The following is a 15,333-nucleotide window of genomic DNA, read 5'->3' on the forward strand; positions in this document are numbered from 1 at the left end:
TTTCGTTCAGCGGTTACCATCCCTGCTGTGGCCAAGCTGAAGGTTTCCCTCGACGTCCCACTGACCCCCGAGCAGACATGGGAGCATGCGTCCGATCTGTCCGGATACGATCGCTGGCTCTCCATTCACGAAGCGTGGCGAGGCGAGCTGCCCGAGCAACTGGCCGTCGGCACCACTCTGGACTCCGTCGCCAGCGTGAAGGGCATGCGCAACCGGGTGTCGTGGAAGATCGAATCCTACGATCCGCCCAAGAAACTCGAGCTCAAGGGCAACGGCAAGGGCGGCGTCAAGATCGGCCTGAACATGTCGGTGAAAGCCAAGGGCGACGGCTCCGAGATCACCATCGACGTCAATCTCGGCGGGGCACCGCTGTTCGGCCCGATCGGGTCCGGCGTCGCGCGAGCGCTCAAAGGCGACATCGAGAACTCCCTGAAGACGTTCGTGAAGATTTACGCCTGAAGTAGTATCTGGCGAACCGAACGGCGGGGCGGAGATGCGTTCCTCTCCGCTCGCTACGGAGAGGTCCAGTCATGCCCGGTAGACACAGTGTCCCGTCGTCCGCGACGAGTCGCAGCAGGGTCGCCAAGTACGGCGTCGTAGCCGTTGCCCTGCTCCTCGTCGTCGGAGGCGGCGTGGTGGTAGCCCAGAAGGCATTCGGGTCCGAGTGCGGCGACCCTGCGTCCTACTCCCTGGCCGCGGATCCCTCGATTGCGCCGGTACTGGAGAAGATCATCGACGATACGTCGGTCGAGGATCTGGGGTGCGCCCAGATCGAGGTGACCGCGAGTCAGTCGGGTCAGGTGTCCAACGCTGTGGCCAAGGGTGCCGACGTGCCCTCACTCTGGATTCCGGATTCGTCGTTGTGGATCGGCAAGACCGTGCGCTCCACCGCGTCACTGATCGACCTGGCCAGTCAGTCGGTGGCCAGTACCCCGGCGGTGCTGGCTGCACGCAAGGACGAGGTGCCGTTCTTCGACACCTGGCTCACCGCCTTGAAACTCGAAAGCCTGCGTATCGGTAACCCGTTGACAAATACCATGTCCGACGCCGCGATCCTGGGTGCGGTGGCGGAGGCCGGGACCGACGCCACTGCGCTCGATTCCGTGTCGACGGCGCTGGTCCCCATCGCTCAGGCCCAGGCCGCCAACCGCGGTGAAGCCGACGCGACGACACGCCTGGACGATCTGGTCGCCGACGGCGGTGTCGCCGTGGTGTCCGAGCAGACCTTCCTGCAGTACCAACTGGATACCGGCGCCGAGTTGGGTGCGACGGTGCCGCCGACCGGTAGTATCTTCCTGAATTTTCCGATGGCGGTGACCGAGCCCGCAGGCCAAAAGCACGAGGACGCGAAGTCCGTCGGCGCGGCTCTGGCTGCGGCGATCGCATCCGAGCCCGGGCAGCAGGCCTTGTCCGAGGCGGGCTTTCGAGCTGCCGACGGCGCCCCCCTCGACTCCGATCGAGGAATCGGTGACGTGACGGCGCTGACGGTTGCCGATCAGCAGGCTGCCGAATCGACGCTGCGGGAGTATCAGGTCCTGGCGCTGCCCTCGCGAACGTTGGTGATGGAGGATGTGTCCGGATCGATGAACTACAGCGCGGGTGCGAACACGCGCATCGCCCTGACGGTCCAGGCCAGCGAGACCGGTAACCGCTTGTTCCCCGACAACGCGTCGATGGGACTGTGGGCCTTCTCCATCGGGCTCGGGGGTGGCGACAAAGACTATCGAGAACTGGTACCGATCCGGCGGATGGACGACAAGGTCGGCGACACGACTCAGCGCGAGGTGCTGTTGCAGCAGATCCGAACCATGCCGTCGCTGGTCGGCGGCGGTACCGGGCTCTACGACACCACGCTGGCGGCCTTTCGGGCAGTGCAGCAGGGCTACGATCCGGATGCGGTCAACAGCGTCATCATCCTCACCGACGGTGCCAACGAGGACCCGAACAGTGTCTCGCTCGAGGAACTGCTGTCCACACTGCGGGCCGAGCAGGACCCGTCTCGCCCCGTCATCATCGTCACCATCGGTATCACCGACGATGCCGACGCCGGTGTGCTGCAGCAGATATCGGCCGCGACGGGCGGTTCCAGCTTTGTTGCCCGAAATCCCGCCGAGATTCCGAACGTATTCGTCAATGCCCTCAGGAGCCGGTCGGGTCGCTGAGTGGTTACTATGCTGTGGATCACGTGCCGGTCGTCATCCTGACAGTGCGTGCGGTTGCACTCGTCCTGCGAGTGTGAGGGGAACCGAGGAAGGGGGGAACGATGTCGGGTCGTCACAGCGGTGAAGCGCGCCCGTTCGGCTCGCCTGTGACCTGGGCGGTGGTGGCCCTGGTGGCCGTCGTCGTCGTGGCCGGTGGCTGGTTCGGAGTTCAGGCCGTACGCGCATCCGGGGCCGACTCCTGCGATTCTCTGGACACCGTCTCGCTCGCTGTGGACACCTCCATCGCGGAACCGGTCGAGCAGATTCTGTCGCAGGCAGGCGAGGTGGACCGTGGCTGCGTGAACTTCGACGTACGCCCCGAGCGCCCTACCGACACCGCCACCGAGATCGCAGGCACCGAGAATCGACCGGACCTGTGGATTCCGGATTCGACGCTGTGGCTGCTCAAGACTCTCCGCTCGACCGGTGCCCTGCCCGAGCTGGCCAAGACATCGGTGGCGAACACGCTGCCGGTCCTGGTCTCGAAGTCCGATGCGGTGCCGGTGACCGATACCTGGCTCAGTGTGTTGCAGATTCCCGGGCAACGCATCGGTGACCCACTCACCAGCAGCGCCTCCAATGCCGCGATCCTCGGTGCGCTCGCCGAATCCGAGGTTGCGATCTCGGACGCGAAGGCCGTCTCCGCCGCTCTGGTGCCGATGGCCCAGGACTTCGGACGGATTGCCGACACTCCTCACGACACACCGGACCTCGTGGCCGAGGTCGATGCCGACGGCGGAACCAGCGTGGCCACCGAGCAGGCCTTTCTCGCATACGAGGCGGAGAACCCGAGCGCGACACTGACCGAGACGGTGCCGCCGACCGGCAGCTACTTCCTCAACTACCCGTTGGCGGTGACGGCACCGGCCGGGCCCGAGTACGACCGAGTCAAGGAGGCCGGAGCTGCTCTGGCCTCGGTCTTGGCCACCCCGGCTGCGTCGGACACTCTCGTCGCGGCCGGCTTCAGAACCTCGAGCGGCACCCCGCTGCCCGACGGCAGAGGCGTCGGGTCCGTGGCATCGCTGGAGATCAAGAACCCGCTGTCCATCGAAACGACTCTGAGGGACTGGGCCGTCCTCGCACTGCCCTTGCGCACCATCGTCGTCGAGGACGTGTCGGGTTCGATGGCGGCGAAATCAGGTGACTCGACCCGCATCGCGCTGACCGTCGATGCGTCGGTCGGTGCCAACGACATCTTCAGCGACCAGACCCAGATGGGGTTGTGGGCGTTCTCCATCGGGCTGGGTGGCGGAAAACAGGACTACCGTGAGCTCGTTCCGCTGGGCCCGGTGACGAGTACATTCAACGGCAAGCCGCAGCGACAGGCGATTCTCGACGCCATTCGGGGTCTGCCGGCTCTGGTCGGTGGCGGAACCGGGCTCTACGACACGACTTTGGCGGCGTTCCGACGGGTCAAGGAGGGGTACGACCCCAACTACGTCAACAGTGTCATCATCCTGACCGACGGAGCCAACGAGGACGCCGACAGCATCACTCTCGACCAGCTGCTGGCGACGCTGCAGAAGGAACAAGATCCGGTGCGGCCCGTCGTGATCGTGACGGTCGGCATCACCAGTGATGCAGACCCGGTTGCGCTACAGCAGATCTCGGCGGTCACGGGCGGAACGAGCTATGTGGCCGAGGATCCGCGCGATATCCCCGAGGTATTCGTCAAGGCGCTGAACTCGCGCACCGAGCGGCTCGCGGGCGAGTAGGTCAGCGGAGCACGAAACTCAGTGTGATCGCTGCGGCGCACGCGAGGGTGACCACAGTCAGTGCCGCCGCATCGGAGGCCTTGAACCGGTCGTCGGTTGCGGTGATCATCCCGGTGCCGCCACGAGCGGTGATGGCGGTACCCATCTCGTCGGCCCGCCGAATGGCCACCGACATGACGGTCGTGACGATATCGACGAGTGAATTGTCCGAGGCGCTCTTGACGACCGGTTTGGGGCGTAGGCGTCGGGCTGCGTTGAGGGTGCGCATCTCTTCGATCAGCAGGGGCAGCGATCGAAGGCTCAGGGCCACCGCGATCGCCCACTCGTCGACCGGCAGTTTCAGCTTCTTCAAGGGCGTCCCGAGCCTGGACACCGCGGGCGCGATATCGCTCATCGAGGTGGTCCAGCCGATCATCATCGAAGCACCGAGCAGAACGAAGACGAACAGTGTTGCGCGCAGGTACAGCATCACGGCCGCGCCGCCGAGCGGCAGGTTGATCAGGGCTCCGACGCCGAACAAGGCCCAGATCCACCAGGGTGGTCGCGGCAGCGCGGTGATCGGCACATGCGCGAGGATCGCCGCGATCACCAGCAGTGCGAACACGATCGCCAACGCAGGCCACGTCGGAGCCACCACGAGCGTGATGCTCAGTAGCAGGACGGTGACGAGTTTGGTTCCGGCCCACAGGCGATGGATCGGCGAGAACCGTGGCACCTGGCGTAGTACGACGGTGGTCACGAGTGCACACTCCCGAGGATCGAATCGGAGACGATATGGCCATCGGCCATCGTGATGGTGCGACTGCAGACGGTGTCCAGGCCGTCCACATCGTGCGAGATGACGACGATGGCGACGCCGCGCTCGCGCAGTCCGGCGAGAACTGCGATGATCTCGTCGCGCCCGGGTGGATCGAGACCGGACAGTGGCTCGTCGAGAACCAACACGCTCGGCCGACGAGCAATGAGCCCGGCCAGGACAACGCGTCGCATCTGGCCACCGCTGAGTGAATCGATGTCTCGAGCCGCCAACGACCTGTCCAGGCCGACCGCGTCCATTGCGGCCGACACTGTGGCAGAACCGGTTTCAGGGCCCGCAGCCGCGGCGATGTCCTCGGATACGGTGCGTCGCTGCAACTGCAGGCGGGAGTGCTGAAACGCCAACCCGACCTCGCCGACCCGCCCGGTCATCGCCTTGCCGCCGAGCAGTGCGGTGCCCTTCGTCGGGCCGGTCAGTCCGGCCATGATCCAGGCGAGAGTCGACTTGCCCGAGCCGTTGCCACCGAGAACCAGCACCCCTTCACCGCGCTTGACGGTGATGTCGATCCCGTTCAGCGCGGTTTGTGCCCACGGAGTGCGCCGGTTGTAGGTGTGCTCGATGCCGGTGAGCTCCAACAATCGGGGACTCGAATTATCGTGCAGGGCAATGGGATTCTCGGTTCGCGGGTTCATCCATGACGAATCGTGGTGCACCTGGAATCCGCCTTGCAGATGCACGACGCGATCTGCTGCAACGGTTTCGGCCACATGATGGGTGACGAGCACGACCGACATGCCATGCCTTCTCGGCAGTTCGGCGAGAACCGAGACCAGGTGTTCGCGGCCTGCGGCGTCGATCATGGCCGTCGCTTCGTCGGCAATGAGCAGGGCAGGTGTGCGAGCCAATGCTGCGGCGACGGCCAGACGCTGCATTTCGCCACCGGACAGGGACGCGGTATCGCGTGCACCCATGCCGCCGAGTCCCACCTCGTCGAGCAGTGCATCGACGTCGGGACGGGTATCCCCCGGGGGCAGACCCCACACCACGTCGTCGGCGACGCGGGTACCTAGGATCTGGCTTTCGGGACGTTGCAGCACCACGGCGGTGCCGCCGTAGCGTCCGAGACCGGGTGCGCCTGGCCTGCTGACGGTGCCCTCCGTCGGCTCCGTGCCTGCGAGAATCCGCGTCAGGGTCGACTTTCCGGACCCGTTGTGGCCCACAATTGCTACGAATTCACCGGGTTCGATGTGCAGGTCGACGCCGGTCAGGGCCGCAGTGTTGCTTCCCGAGTACCGGTACCCGACCGAGGTCAGTGTGACCGGTAGTGGTTCGATGTTCTCCTCGTCGGCGCTCGAGACGAGGGACTCCGGTGTTGGAATGGTGTAGAGGCGGTCCAGGATGGCGGTGAGAATCAGCCACGCGAACAAGGTGCCGGTGACGATGCCGAAGGCGATCGATCCGCCGACCCACCACCACCAGTTGTCGAGCACGGCGGTCGAGCCCGTCCGAAGCGCATCGGCGGCGCCCTGAGGGGCCGATATGCGTTCGAGTAGCCGGGATACACCTTCGAGAGTGTTGCGGAGTACGCCGAGGAACAACTCGCGCAGCGGAACGAGGACGAGCAGCACCAGCACCATCAGCGCTCCGAGCGCAGGCCCGACGACCATCGAGGTGACCATGACTCCGGCGAGGCCCTGCTTCTTACGCTTGGCCCGGCCGACCAGGCCGCCCAGAAGGGCGGCGCTGGCGACTGTGATGGCGGTCTGGGTGCCGGCTGCGACGAACCCGACGAGGGTTGCTGCCATCGCAGCGGTGACCAATGCGCGCGTCCGATGGCGCAGCGCCACGACCGACATGGGAACCGCTGCGACCACCTGAAGAATCGCGGCCATCGGTACGAGTACACCGATCACCGTCAATGCGACGGTGAAGCTGCTCATGACAGCAGCGGTCGCCAATTCATGCGGTCCGAGGGGCCCCGATTTCGACGTGCGAGGAGAACTGACGGTCACCGCTCCAGTGTGCCAGTCTGAGCTCAGCGGCTGCGCTGGCTCGAGGTCGATCCTGCTGCGCGGCGGCTGTGCCCACCGCCGCCGGAACGCGGCTTTCCGCCGGAACGGGCCGGGCCGCCGCGTCGCGCGTTGTTGTTGCGCGGTGCGCCGCTGCGGGCCGGGGCTTGCTCGACTCGTGGTGCCGGCTCGACGTAGCGGGCCTGTTCGCCGACGAGGTTCGCCACTGCGGGCGAGTCTGCGGTGACGCGGACCGGGGTGACCTTGATATCGGCCTTGCGCAGCAGTACTGCGGTGTCTTTGCGCTGCTCGGGAAGGACGACGGTGACGACGTCACCGGCGCTTCCCGCGCGGGCGGTGCGGCCGGAGCGGTGCAGGTACGCCTTGTGCTCGGCCGGGGGATCGACATGGACCACCAGCTGGACATCGTCGACGTGGACGCCGCGAGCGGCGACGTCGGTGGCGACGAGGACGCGGGCCTGACCGGAGGAGAAGGCCGCGAGGTTGCGGTCGCGTGCAGCCTGCGAGAGGTTGCCGTGCAGGTCGACGGACGGAATCCCGGCGTCGGTGAGCTGCTTGGCGAGCTTGCGGGCCTGGTGCTTGGTGCGCATGAACAGGATGCGGCGTCCGGTGCCCGAGGCGAGCCGATGGACGAGCTTCTTCTTCGCCTCGACGCCGTCGACCTCGAAGACGCTGTGCGTCATGGCCTCGACATGCGAGGTGGCCTCGTCGACGGAGTGGGTGATCTGGTTGTGCAGGAAGCGTTTGACCAGCTTGTCGACGCCGTTGTCCAGGGTGGCGGAGAACAGCATGCGCTGGCCCTTGTCCGGGGTGGCGGCGAGGATGCGGGTGACGACGGGCAGGAACCCGAGATCGGCCATGTGGTCGGCCTCGTCGAGTACGGTGATCTGGACGCCGTCGAGGGTGAGGTGGCGCTGCTTCATCAGGTCTTCGAGGCGTCCGGGGCAGGCGACGACGATGTCGACTCCGGCCTTGAGTGCGGAGACCTGACGAACCTGCGATACACCACCGAAGATCGTGGTGACCTTCAGTGAGTATGCGGCGGCGAGCGGTTCGATCGCGACGGCGATCTGGGTGGCGAGCTCACGCGTCGGCGCGAGAATCAGGCCGCGTGGGCGGCCGGGCTTGCGGTTGCCGGGAAGCTGGCCGGCGAGGCGAGCGACCATCGGGATGGAGAATGCGAGTGTCTTGCCGCTGCCGGTCTTTCCCCGTCCGAGCACGTCGCGTCCCTGCAGTGTGTCGGGGAGCGTGTCGGCCTGGATGGGGAATGCTTCGGTTTTGCCCTGGCTCGCGAGTACATCCGCGATGGCCTGGGGTACGCCGAGCGCAGCAAAAGTCTGTGGGGTCGTCATAGTGTTGAAAAGTGCCTTTCGGGCAGGATGTTGCACCTGCGGGCCTTCGGGCCGAGATGCAAAGGTGGCGAGACTGCCGGTGGGCAGTTTCGATCGCCGTAAGAGAAGCCTGTGCAGGGTGCACGTGGTGATTTCGGGAGCATTCCACGACGTCTGACGCGCAACTGCGCGCGTCGATGTCGAGTGTAACCGAGTTGTGGCTCCGTCTGTTCCCGCAGTGACAGGTCATGCGGCGTCGTCGTCGAAGAGTCCGAGGAGCATCACGTTCTCGGCCGGGGAGTTGTAGATCTCGATCACCGGCATGGGAGGGGCGCTCGAATCGTAGGTGTGTCCGGTGGGCGAAATGAGCCGGTAGCGGTGTCGTTCGCTGCGAGTGCCTCGAACCGCCTCGGCTGTCCAGCCTTCGCCTTCTTTCGCGTAATTGCATGCGGCACAAAGACCTGCGCCGTTCTCGGCGCTCGTTCTTCCGCCCGCGGAGTGCGGTCTGATGTGGTCGTGGTGGCGGATCGGTGCGTCGCACCACGGGGTGCGGCAGGTGCGATCTCGGAGGTCGATGAGGCGTCCGAGTGCGGTGGGAAATGCGCGTGATGTGGACTCGACTGCCGTCAGTGCACCGGATGTCGGATGGGCGTAGAGGCGTCGTAATGCGATATGTGTCTCACTGTCGAGTGCGTCGCTGATGAGCTGCCGAGCGACATCGGATGGAATGTCGCCGTGGCCGTGCATGTACGCGGACGTGTCTGCGCCGGCGAGGAGAGTCGAGTCCGAGATGACGATGTCGACGGTCACCGGTGGACCTTGAGCCGCTGCTGCGCCGGTGATTCGCTCGAATACGAGGTCGGCCATGATCTGGTCGCGGGTCCGCGTGTCACCGCCGGTGTTGATGATGGTGTCGGCATCGCGTCGCAGTGTCGCCCACATGCAGACCGTCTTCTCCATCGAGGTGAGCACGGTGAACAAGCCCATGGATTCGGGTGCGGGACGGGTGCTGGTGCGGCGGGCGGCGTAGGCCTTGGCACGGCGTTTCACCTGGGAGGCGGCGTCGAGTTCGTTGGCGAGTGCGCGGGCGCGGCCTTCGATGGTGCGGTCGCCCGCACCGGCCAGTGTGGCTGGGTCTGCGCACAATCGTTCGTCGATGGTGCGGCGGTCCTCGACGGTGAGACACGCCGTCTCGCGAGCAAGGATCATCGCGCGCCACTCGTTGAGGTGCCCGGCTCGCAGGCGGGCGAGAGTGTGCGGCATTTCGTGCACGAGGGCCCGAGCGAGACCGAGGTGGGTGCTGCCACGGTTGGGTGATTCGCGTCGAGCCAGGCCGATCTGCGACGCAATACCAGTGCGCCACTGCGCTTTCGGCTTGCCTTGTTCCCGGCGTTCGTTGCTGATCGACGTCGCAACGGCATCGGTGACCACGGCCTGAGCTGCCACGCTGGCGCATTTGACCGTCTCGAGTGCAGAGATCAGATCGATGCCGGCAGCTGCGTCGGCGTCGAAGTCCGATGATTGAAGGCGTGCGACGAAACGCAGTAGGTCGTCCGACGTCAGCGGTGAATCCTGTAGAGCTGTGACCACGAGTTCCTCCCCAGTACTCGAATGCATGTTCGATAGTACGGGCATTTTCGCGGGTGCGCAATAGTCGCAGGGGTGATGGAGGGGGAGTCGCGGAATCGGCGCGGTGGTGCCCTCGGCAGGATTCGAACCTGCGACCTACCCTTTAGGAGAGGGTTGCTCTATCCCCTGAGCTACGAAGGCTGGTGATCGTTTCCTGGTCGAAAGCTGTTGTCCAGCAACGGCTTTCGATTCATCGAACAATCGGTTGCGGATGGGTTCGCTGCTACGGTGCACAGCTGGCCCACATCGCGCTCGCTAGTCTAGCGGCCCACCGCGGCGATCGTGAAGCAGGTTGCCGCTGCTCGTCACCCTCCCGGTCAGCGATGCGATCAGGTTCAGGGCGGTGCGGTGCTGGTGAGCGGTGTAGTCGGCAGTCGATTCGATGCCGACGAAGCTCTGGATGTCGCGGGCGAAAGCGTCGAACGTCGTCGCGAGAATTCCTGCCGAGGCGAACACTCCCACGATGATGAGCTGGTCACGGCCGTGTCGGCGCAGTTCGACCTCCAGATCGGTGGCGTAGAAGGCGCTGTAGCTGCGCTTCACGATCGGAACGAAGTCCGGCTCGGCGATCGATACGTCCTCGGCGGATGGACCCAAGCCCCACATCGGTCCCAGCAGTCCACGCTGCTCGATGAGACTCGCTGCCCTCGGACCACTCGCCAAGATCGGTACCCCAATGGCCCGGGCGCTCGAGACCACCGTCGACACCTCTGCAGAACCCGCGAACGCACCGAGTTGTGCAGCACGTTCAGGTAATACGGCTGCATGTCGTGGACCAGTACGGCGGCACGCTCGGGCTGCACCTCCCACTCGGGACCACCCACGCAGTCCCGCAGAGTCTCGACCGCGTACTCCTCGACTTCGACGCTGAATGTGGCCACGTCGGTCATCCTCGTACAAACGCGCGCGCATTCGCCAAACGCGCGCAGAGTTGCCAGCCACTGGCTGTCTATTCCGCTCGCACCTGACCAACGCGCGCGCGTTTGCGGATCCCGAGGCCCAGACCGCGGATCCCGAGGCCCAGACCGACGCGGATCCCACCTAGTCCGCCGCAATAGCCTCCACGATGTTCAATCGCGATGCGTGCACGGCAGGCGGAGCCGAACCCAGCAGCGACAGGCCGAGCGCAACGAGTCCGTACAGCAGCACCGACCAACTGGCGGAGTAGTCGACCGGAATTCCGATGCTGGCTCCGAGGATCAGGGTGCTCAGGTATTGCAGACCCGCGCCGATGATCAGGCCGAGGGCACCGCCGACGATGCCGACCGACAGTGCCTCTGCCAGCACCATTCGGGCCAGGGTTCCCCGTCCACCACCCATCGCGCGGAGCACCCCGAGTTCACGGCGACGTTCCAGGACGGACAGCGTCAACGTGTTGAGCAACGCGACTGCCGCAACGAGCGCCACGATCCATTGCAATGCGATGGCCAACGCACCGGACTGCCGGATTGCAGCACTTGTGCCCTCCAAGGCTGCTGCGCCGGTGTATACGAAGGCATCCGACGGCAGTGCCGCTCGCAACGAATCTCGAACAGCGGCAGCATCTCCGGCGACGGTGACCTCGAGATAGGTCGCGCCGGGCCGCTCGAACCAACGCTGCATCGAATCCAACGAGATCGCCATCGTGCCGCCTGCGGCATTGATGTAGTCCACCAGATCCAGCACGCGCACGTTCCGCACGCCCGTCGGCGTCGGCAGGTCGATCGAGTCGCCGGCCGACACACCCAGTGATCGGCCGAGCCCCTGCGAGAGGACAACCCCGTCACCGGCGAGCAGGCCGGAGCGAACCTCGTCCGACAGCGACGAGAGAGTCACCGCGTTGCTGCCGTCGGCGACGCCCTGGATCGAGACCCATTGCTCGTCGATGCTCGCGTAGGCCCACTGGCCCTCGACGATGCGCGTCACGCCCGGCGTGGCCCTGACGGCGTCCACAACCTCGGTGGGCACGATGGGGCCGGCCGGAATGGCGTCGGGCGAGCTCATCGACACGTACAGGTCGGTATCGGCCAGCGAAGACAACGACCGTGCCGCCGAATCGGTCATATCGGTCAACGAACCCGACACGCCCACGCTGACTCCCACCGCGATCACGATGGTCATCACCGTCGCCCAGATGCGCCGCGGCGCGCGCTCGATGGTGGCGGTGGCCAGGCGGCCCGCACCACCCCAACGGCGCGGCACCGCTGCCGTGGCCGAGACGATCGGCCCTGTCGCACCGACGCACAATGCAACGACGCCGACCATGAACAGCGCGCCTGCACCGAGGGTCGCCTGCCCGTCGACACTGACGGCGAACAGGAACGACCCGGCGATGGCGGCAATACCGAACACGGTGGCCGCCACGGTGAATCGCAGACCGGGGCCACCCGAGGTGTCCCCGCCGCCGACGGCCAGCGCCTCGATCGGAGAGATTCGGTAGACCTGAACCGCCGCGACAGTCGAGGCACCCACACAAGCCAGCACACATGCCACGATCGCCACCGGAATGGCGAAGCCGGGCAATACGTATTCGATCTGCGCATCGAAAGCCTGCGACAAGAACGGCGGCAGGCTCTCGATAGCGATGCGGCCCATGGCGATTCCCAGCGGAACGCCCACCGCGCCACCGACGAGACCGACCAGCACCGACTCGAACAGCAGATCGCGGACGATATCGCCGCGGCGGCCGCCGACGGCCCGAAGCAGAGAGATGGTGGGACGACGCTTCGCGATGGCCATGTTCATGACATTGAAGACAAGGAAGCCCGCCACGACGAACGCGATGAGCGAGACCATCAGCGTGGCATTGCGAGTCAGGCTCATCGCTTGGTCTGCTCGGTCGGCCCGGAAGTCCGGATTCATCACCGATACCCGTCCGCCCAGCGCGGAGTCGAGATCGGTGCGCAGTGTGTCTCCGTCACCGAGGACGAAGATCGAGTCGAGCTGATCGGGTCGGTCCGTGAGCGCTCTGGCCGTCGGTAGCAGTGCAACCGCGAAGTTGCCCCCGCCGATGCGCTGCGTCCCCGGGCCGTCGATCACTCCGGCGACGGCGACCGGGGTACCTCGTATCGAGATGGTGTCGCCTTGTTCGAGACCCGTTGCAGCTCCGACCACTACACCGGACGGGTCGGCGAGCAACCCTGCCGCATCGCCGACGGCACCCTGCAGATCCGATTGCAGGGCGGTGACGGAGGCGTCGACCCCGAGGAGCGTCAGGTTCCCGACATCGGATCGAACAGTGCTGCGCAGCAGTGGAACCGCCGCCTCCACGCCGGGGACGGCGCGTACGACGTCGAGTTCACGCTCGTCGAAACCCGAGTCGGTGACGCCGACGATTTCGTAGTTCGCGTTGCCTGCAATCGTCGCTGCGAGACGTTCGACGGATCCGGTCAACGATCCGTAGGTACCGAGGACCGCGACGAGCAATCCAGCGGCCACGGCGACGACACCGGCCGAGACCAGTGAGCGCACCCAGTGCATGCGCAGGTCGCGAAGGCTGATGACGCGAAATCTGCTGAGCGCGGTACCGATCACCGATCGAGACCGGCCGTCGGGGTGTCGGTCTCGACCCGGCCGTCGATCATGCTGACGATCCGATCGGTGCGGTGGGCGGCCTCGAGGTCATGGGTCGCCATCACCACTGCTCGACGCCCATCGCTGGCGTGCGCCACGTCGGCCAGGATCTCGAGGACGGTGTGGGAGGTCTTCGAGTCGAGATTGCCGGTGGGTTCGTCGGCGATCAGTAGCGCCGGGTCCATCATCAGAGCCCGGGCGATCGCGATGCGTTGAATCTGTCCGCCGGACAGTTGTGCCGGACGGTGTTCGGATCGGTGCGAGAGCCCCACCATGTCCAGCAGTCGCAACGCGTCGGATCTGGCCTTCTTGATGGGTGTGCCGTCGAGAAGCTTGGGGACGGCGACGTTTTCCCATGCCGACATCGTCGGCAGCAGGTTGAAGAACTGGAAGACGAACCCCACCTGGTGCCGTCGGAAGTCCGATTGGGCGTTGTCGTCGAGGGTGGTGACCTCGACGTCGTTGAAACGGATGGAGCCGGAGGTGGGTGTATCGAGTGCGCCGAGCATGTGCAGCAGCGTCGACTTACCGGCACCCGAGGGCGCGACCAGAGAGACGAACTGCCCGCCCTCGATGGTGAGATCGATGCCGTCCAGCGCTCGTACCGGTTGCTCGCCGGTGGGGTACTCCTTGACCACCGCGGACAACTCCAGCATCAACTTCGTCACCGACGATTCCCCTTGCTTGTCGAATGGTTCCGACGCTACCTGCTGTCGGTTCGACGACTCCGGGGGAACCAGCAGGTCAGGCTGCGCCGCGCGAGGATTCGAGTCGACGCGCCACCAGTGCCGCCTGCAGGTGCCGGATTCCCGAGGGTCGGGTCGGGTCGAAGCCGGTGAGCTGCGCGATCCGCTTGAGGCGGTAATCGACGGTGTTGGTGTGCAGATGGAGCTGGCGGGCGGAGCGCTGACGGTTCAGATCGTGCGAGATATGGATCTCCAGGGTCTCGAGCAATTCCGGCGAAGAGTCGAGGGGTTCGAGGATCTGCGTCAGATGCCGTCGGCCGGGCCCGGGGCGGGTGAGCTGGTATTCGAGTACCAGATCGTCCATGCGGTAGAGGCCGGACGGTCGATGCAGCTGGTGTGTCAACGAGAGCAGTTCGTGCACCTGGTCGGCTGCGGTGGGGATGTCGGCGGTGGCAGCCTGCTCGGCGGTGACGGTGACCGGAACCTCGGCTGCGGTGCCGATGCGGTGCACGAGGGCCTCGACCCACTCGTCGTCGTGGACGCCGGGGATCAGGACGGTGCCACCCTCGGTACTGAGGAGAGACAGTGGGCTGCGTCCGCAGATCGTGGCCAGTTCGGCCTGGACGCGACGCAGCTTTCTCCGTGCGGCGACGGTCTTCTGGATGTTCGGATCGTTCTCGTCCGGGTGCGGCGGCACCGAGATGGCGAGGACGAGGTAACTGTCGGCCAGTTCGATTCCGGACTGGCGGGCCATCGAGACGGCGTTGTGGCCGCTGAGCAGCGAGGTCACCAGGGTGTGCGCGGCGGTGTGGTGTTCGCTGGCCACCGCCTGAAGTTCCTCGACATAACTCTTGCTGGCGGCGATGGATACCTTCTCGGAGAGCAGTACGAACATGCGCGCGGCCTCGATCAGCTGGGCGGCATCGCCCTCGCCTGCTCTCTTGGACACCAGATTCCAGCCGATCTGAATGCCCTCGTGGTACACGCTGAGCACTGATTCGAGGGGGACGCCCTCGCGCGCCCACTGGCTGGCCTTCGCGCGGAGCTCGGCCAGGTCGGACTCGGCCGGAGCGCGTCGCTCGTCGAGCATCTGCACGGCGATGCTGATGCACTTGACGGTGAACTCGGTGACGTCCCCATGGAGCTGTTCGCCGGGCAACGATCCGCAGGGGGTGTTGGCAGCGAAGTGTCCGACGAGCAGGCGTGCGACGGCACGGAAATCGCGCAGAGGGGCCGACGCAGGTTGACCCGCGACCATGATTCCGAGGCTAGTCGAGTTGTGAACGGTCACAGGTCAACCCTTCGTGTTGGGTTCTTCAGGTCATCGGAGAGCAAACTTTCGTGCACGTATCAACGCGGCTCCGCGGCTCAATCTATGTAAATGCGGGCAAAACCGCGGTGTTTTCGTACCTCGAGTTTGTTTCCTGGCCTC

The 15,333-nt window shown here is 65.6% G+C and carries 11 protein-coding genes and 1 tRNA gene; 3 read left to right on the forward strand and 9 right to left on the reverse strand.

Going from position 1 to position 15,333, the window contains the following annotated elements; all coding sequences use genetic code 11:
• Positions 1 to 27 precede the first annotated feature (27 nt).
• The 3 genes from J1M87_RS04400 (at position 28) to J1M87_RS04410 (ending at position 3,916) form a co-directional block, all read left to right on the forward strand.
• A complete protein-coding gene (locus J1M87_RS04400; protein ID WP_206488146.1) occupies positions 28 to 459 on the forward strand; it encodes an SRPBCC family protein in 432 nt (143 codons plus the stop codon).
• 71 nt (positions 460 to 530) lie between these two features.
• On the forward strand, positions 531 to 2,162 hold the full coding sequence (locus tag J1M87_RS04405) for a substrate-binding domain-containing protein (protein WP_206488148.1): 1,632 nt from the start codon (positions 531 to 533) through the stop codon (positions 2,160 to 2,162).
• A 101-nt stretch (positions 2,163 to 2,263) separates the two neighbouring features.
• On the forward strand, positions 2,264 to 3,916 hold the full coding sequence (locus tag J1M87_RS04410) for a substrate-binding domain-containing protein (protein ID WP_206488150.1): 1,653 nt from the start codon (positions 2,264 to 2,266) through the stop codon (positions 3,914 to 3,916).
• A gap of 1 nt (position 3,917) precedes the next feature.
• Here J1M87_RS04410 and J1M87_RS04415 read toward each other — a convergent pair whose 3' ends face one another.
• From J1M87_RS04415 to J1M87_RS04455, 9 genes are all read right to left on the reverse strand, one after another.
• Complete coding sequence (locus J1M87_RS04415) at positions 3,918 to 4,655, reverse strand: energy-coupling factor transporter transmembrane protein EcfT (protein ID WP_206488152.1); 738 nt, start codon at positions 4,653 to 4,655, stop codon at positions 3,918 to 3,920.
• The gene (locus J1M87_RS04420) at positions 4,652 to 6,613 is read right to left on the reverse strand and encodes an ATP-binding cassette domain-containing protein (RefSeq protein ID WP_241256316.1); all 1,962 of its coding nucleotides are present in this window, start codon (positions 6,611 to 6,613) and stop codon (positions 4,652 to 4,654) included. Before J1M87_RS04420 ends, J1M87_RS04415 begins: the two co-directional genes overlap by 4 nt.
• Before the next feature lie 95 nt (positions 6,614 to 6,708).
• Complete coding sequence (locus J1M87_RS04425; protein ID WP_206488156.1) at positions 6,709 to 8,055, reverse strand: DEAD/DEAH box helicase; 1,347 nt, start codon at positions 8,053 to 8,055, stop codon at positions 6,709 to 6,711.
• A 225-nt stretch (positions 8,056 to 8,280) separates the two neighbouring features.
• Positions 8,281 to 9,651: an HNH endonuclease signature motif containing protein gene (locus J1M87_RS04430; protein ID WP_241256317.1), complete on the reverse strand. Its 1,371-nt coding sequence runs from the start codon at positions 9,649 to 9,651 to the stop codon at positions 8,281 to 8,283.
• Between the two features lie 77 nt (positions 9,652 to 9,728).
• Positions 9,729 to 9,804: transfer RNA gene (locus tag J1M87_RS04435), tRNA-Arg, on the reverse strand.
• A 114-nt stretch (positions 9,805 to 9,918) separates the two neighbouring features.
• Positions 9,919 to 10,362, reverse strand: coding sequence for an isochorismatase family protein (locus J1M87_RS04440; protein WP_206488158.1), 444 nt, complete (start codon positions 10,360 to 10,362; stop codon positions 9,919 to 9,921).
• A 342-nt stretch (positions 10,363 to 10,704) separates the two neighbouring features.
• Positions 10,705 to 13,176 carry an FtsX-like permease family protein gene (locus tag J1M87_RS04445; RefSeq protein ID WP_206488160.1) on the reverse strand — a complete coding sequence of 824 codons (2,472 nt, stop codon included), beginning with the start codon at positions 13,174 to 13,176 and terminating at the stop codon, positions 10,705 to 10,707.
• The gene (locus tag J1M87_RS04450) at positions 13,173 to 13,874 is read right to left on the reverse strand and encodes an ABC transporter ATP-binding protein (RefSeq protein ID WP_241256423.1); all 702 of its coding nucleotides are present in this window, start codon (positions 13,872 to 13,874) and stop codon (positions 13,173 to 13,175) included. The genes J1M87_RS04445 and J1M87_RS04450 overlap by 4 nt, the downstream gene beginning before the upstream one ends.
• Before the next feature lie 85 nt (positions 13,875 to 13,959).
• Complete coding sequence (locus J1M87_RS04455) at positions 13,960 to 15,159, reverse strand: CdaR family transcriptional regulator (RefSeq protein ID WP_241256318.1); 1,200 nt, start codon at positions 15,157 to 15,159, stop codon at positions 13,960 to 13,962.
• Between the last annotated feature and the right edge of the window lie 174 nt (positions 15,160 to 15,333).

This window comes from Rhodococcus sp. KRD162 (assembly GCF_017168335.1).
In the GTDB taxonomy this organism is placed as follows: domain Bacteria; phylum Actinomycetota; class Actinomycetes; order Mycobacteriales; family Mycobacteriaceae; genus Rhodococcoides.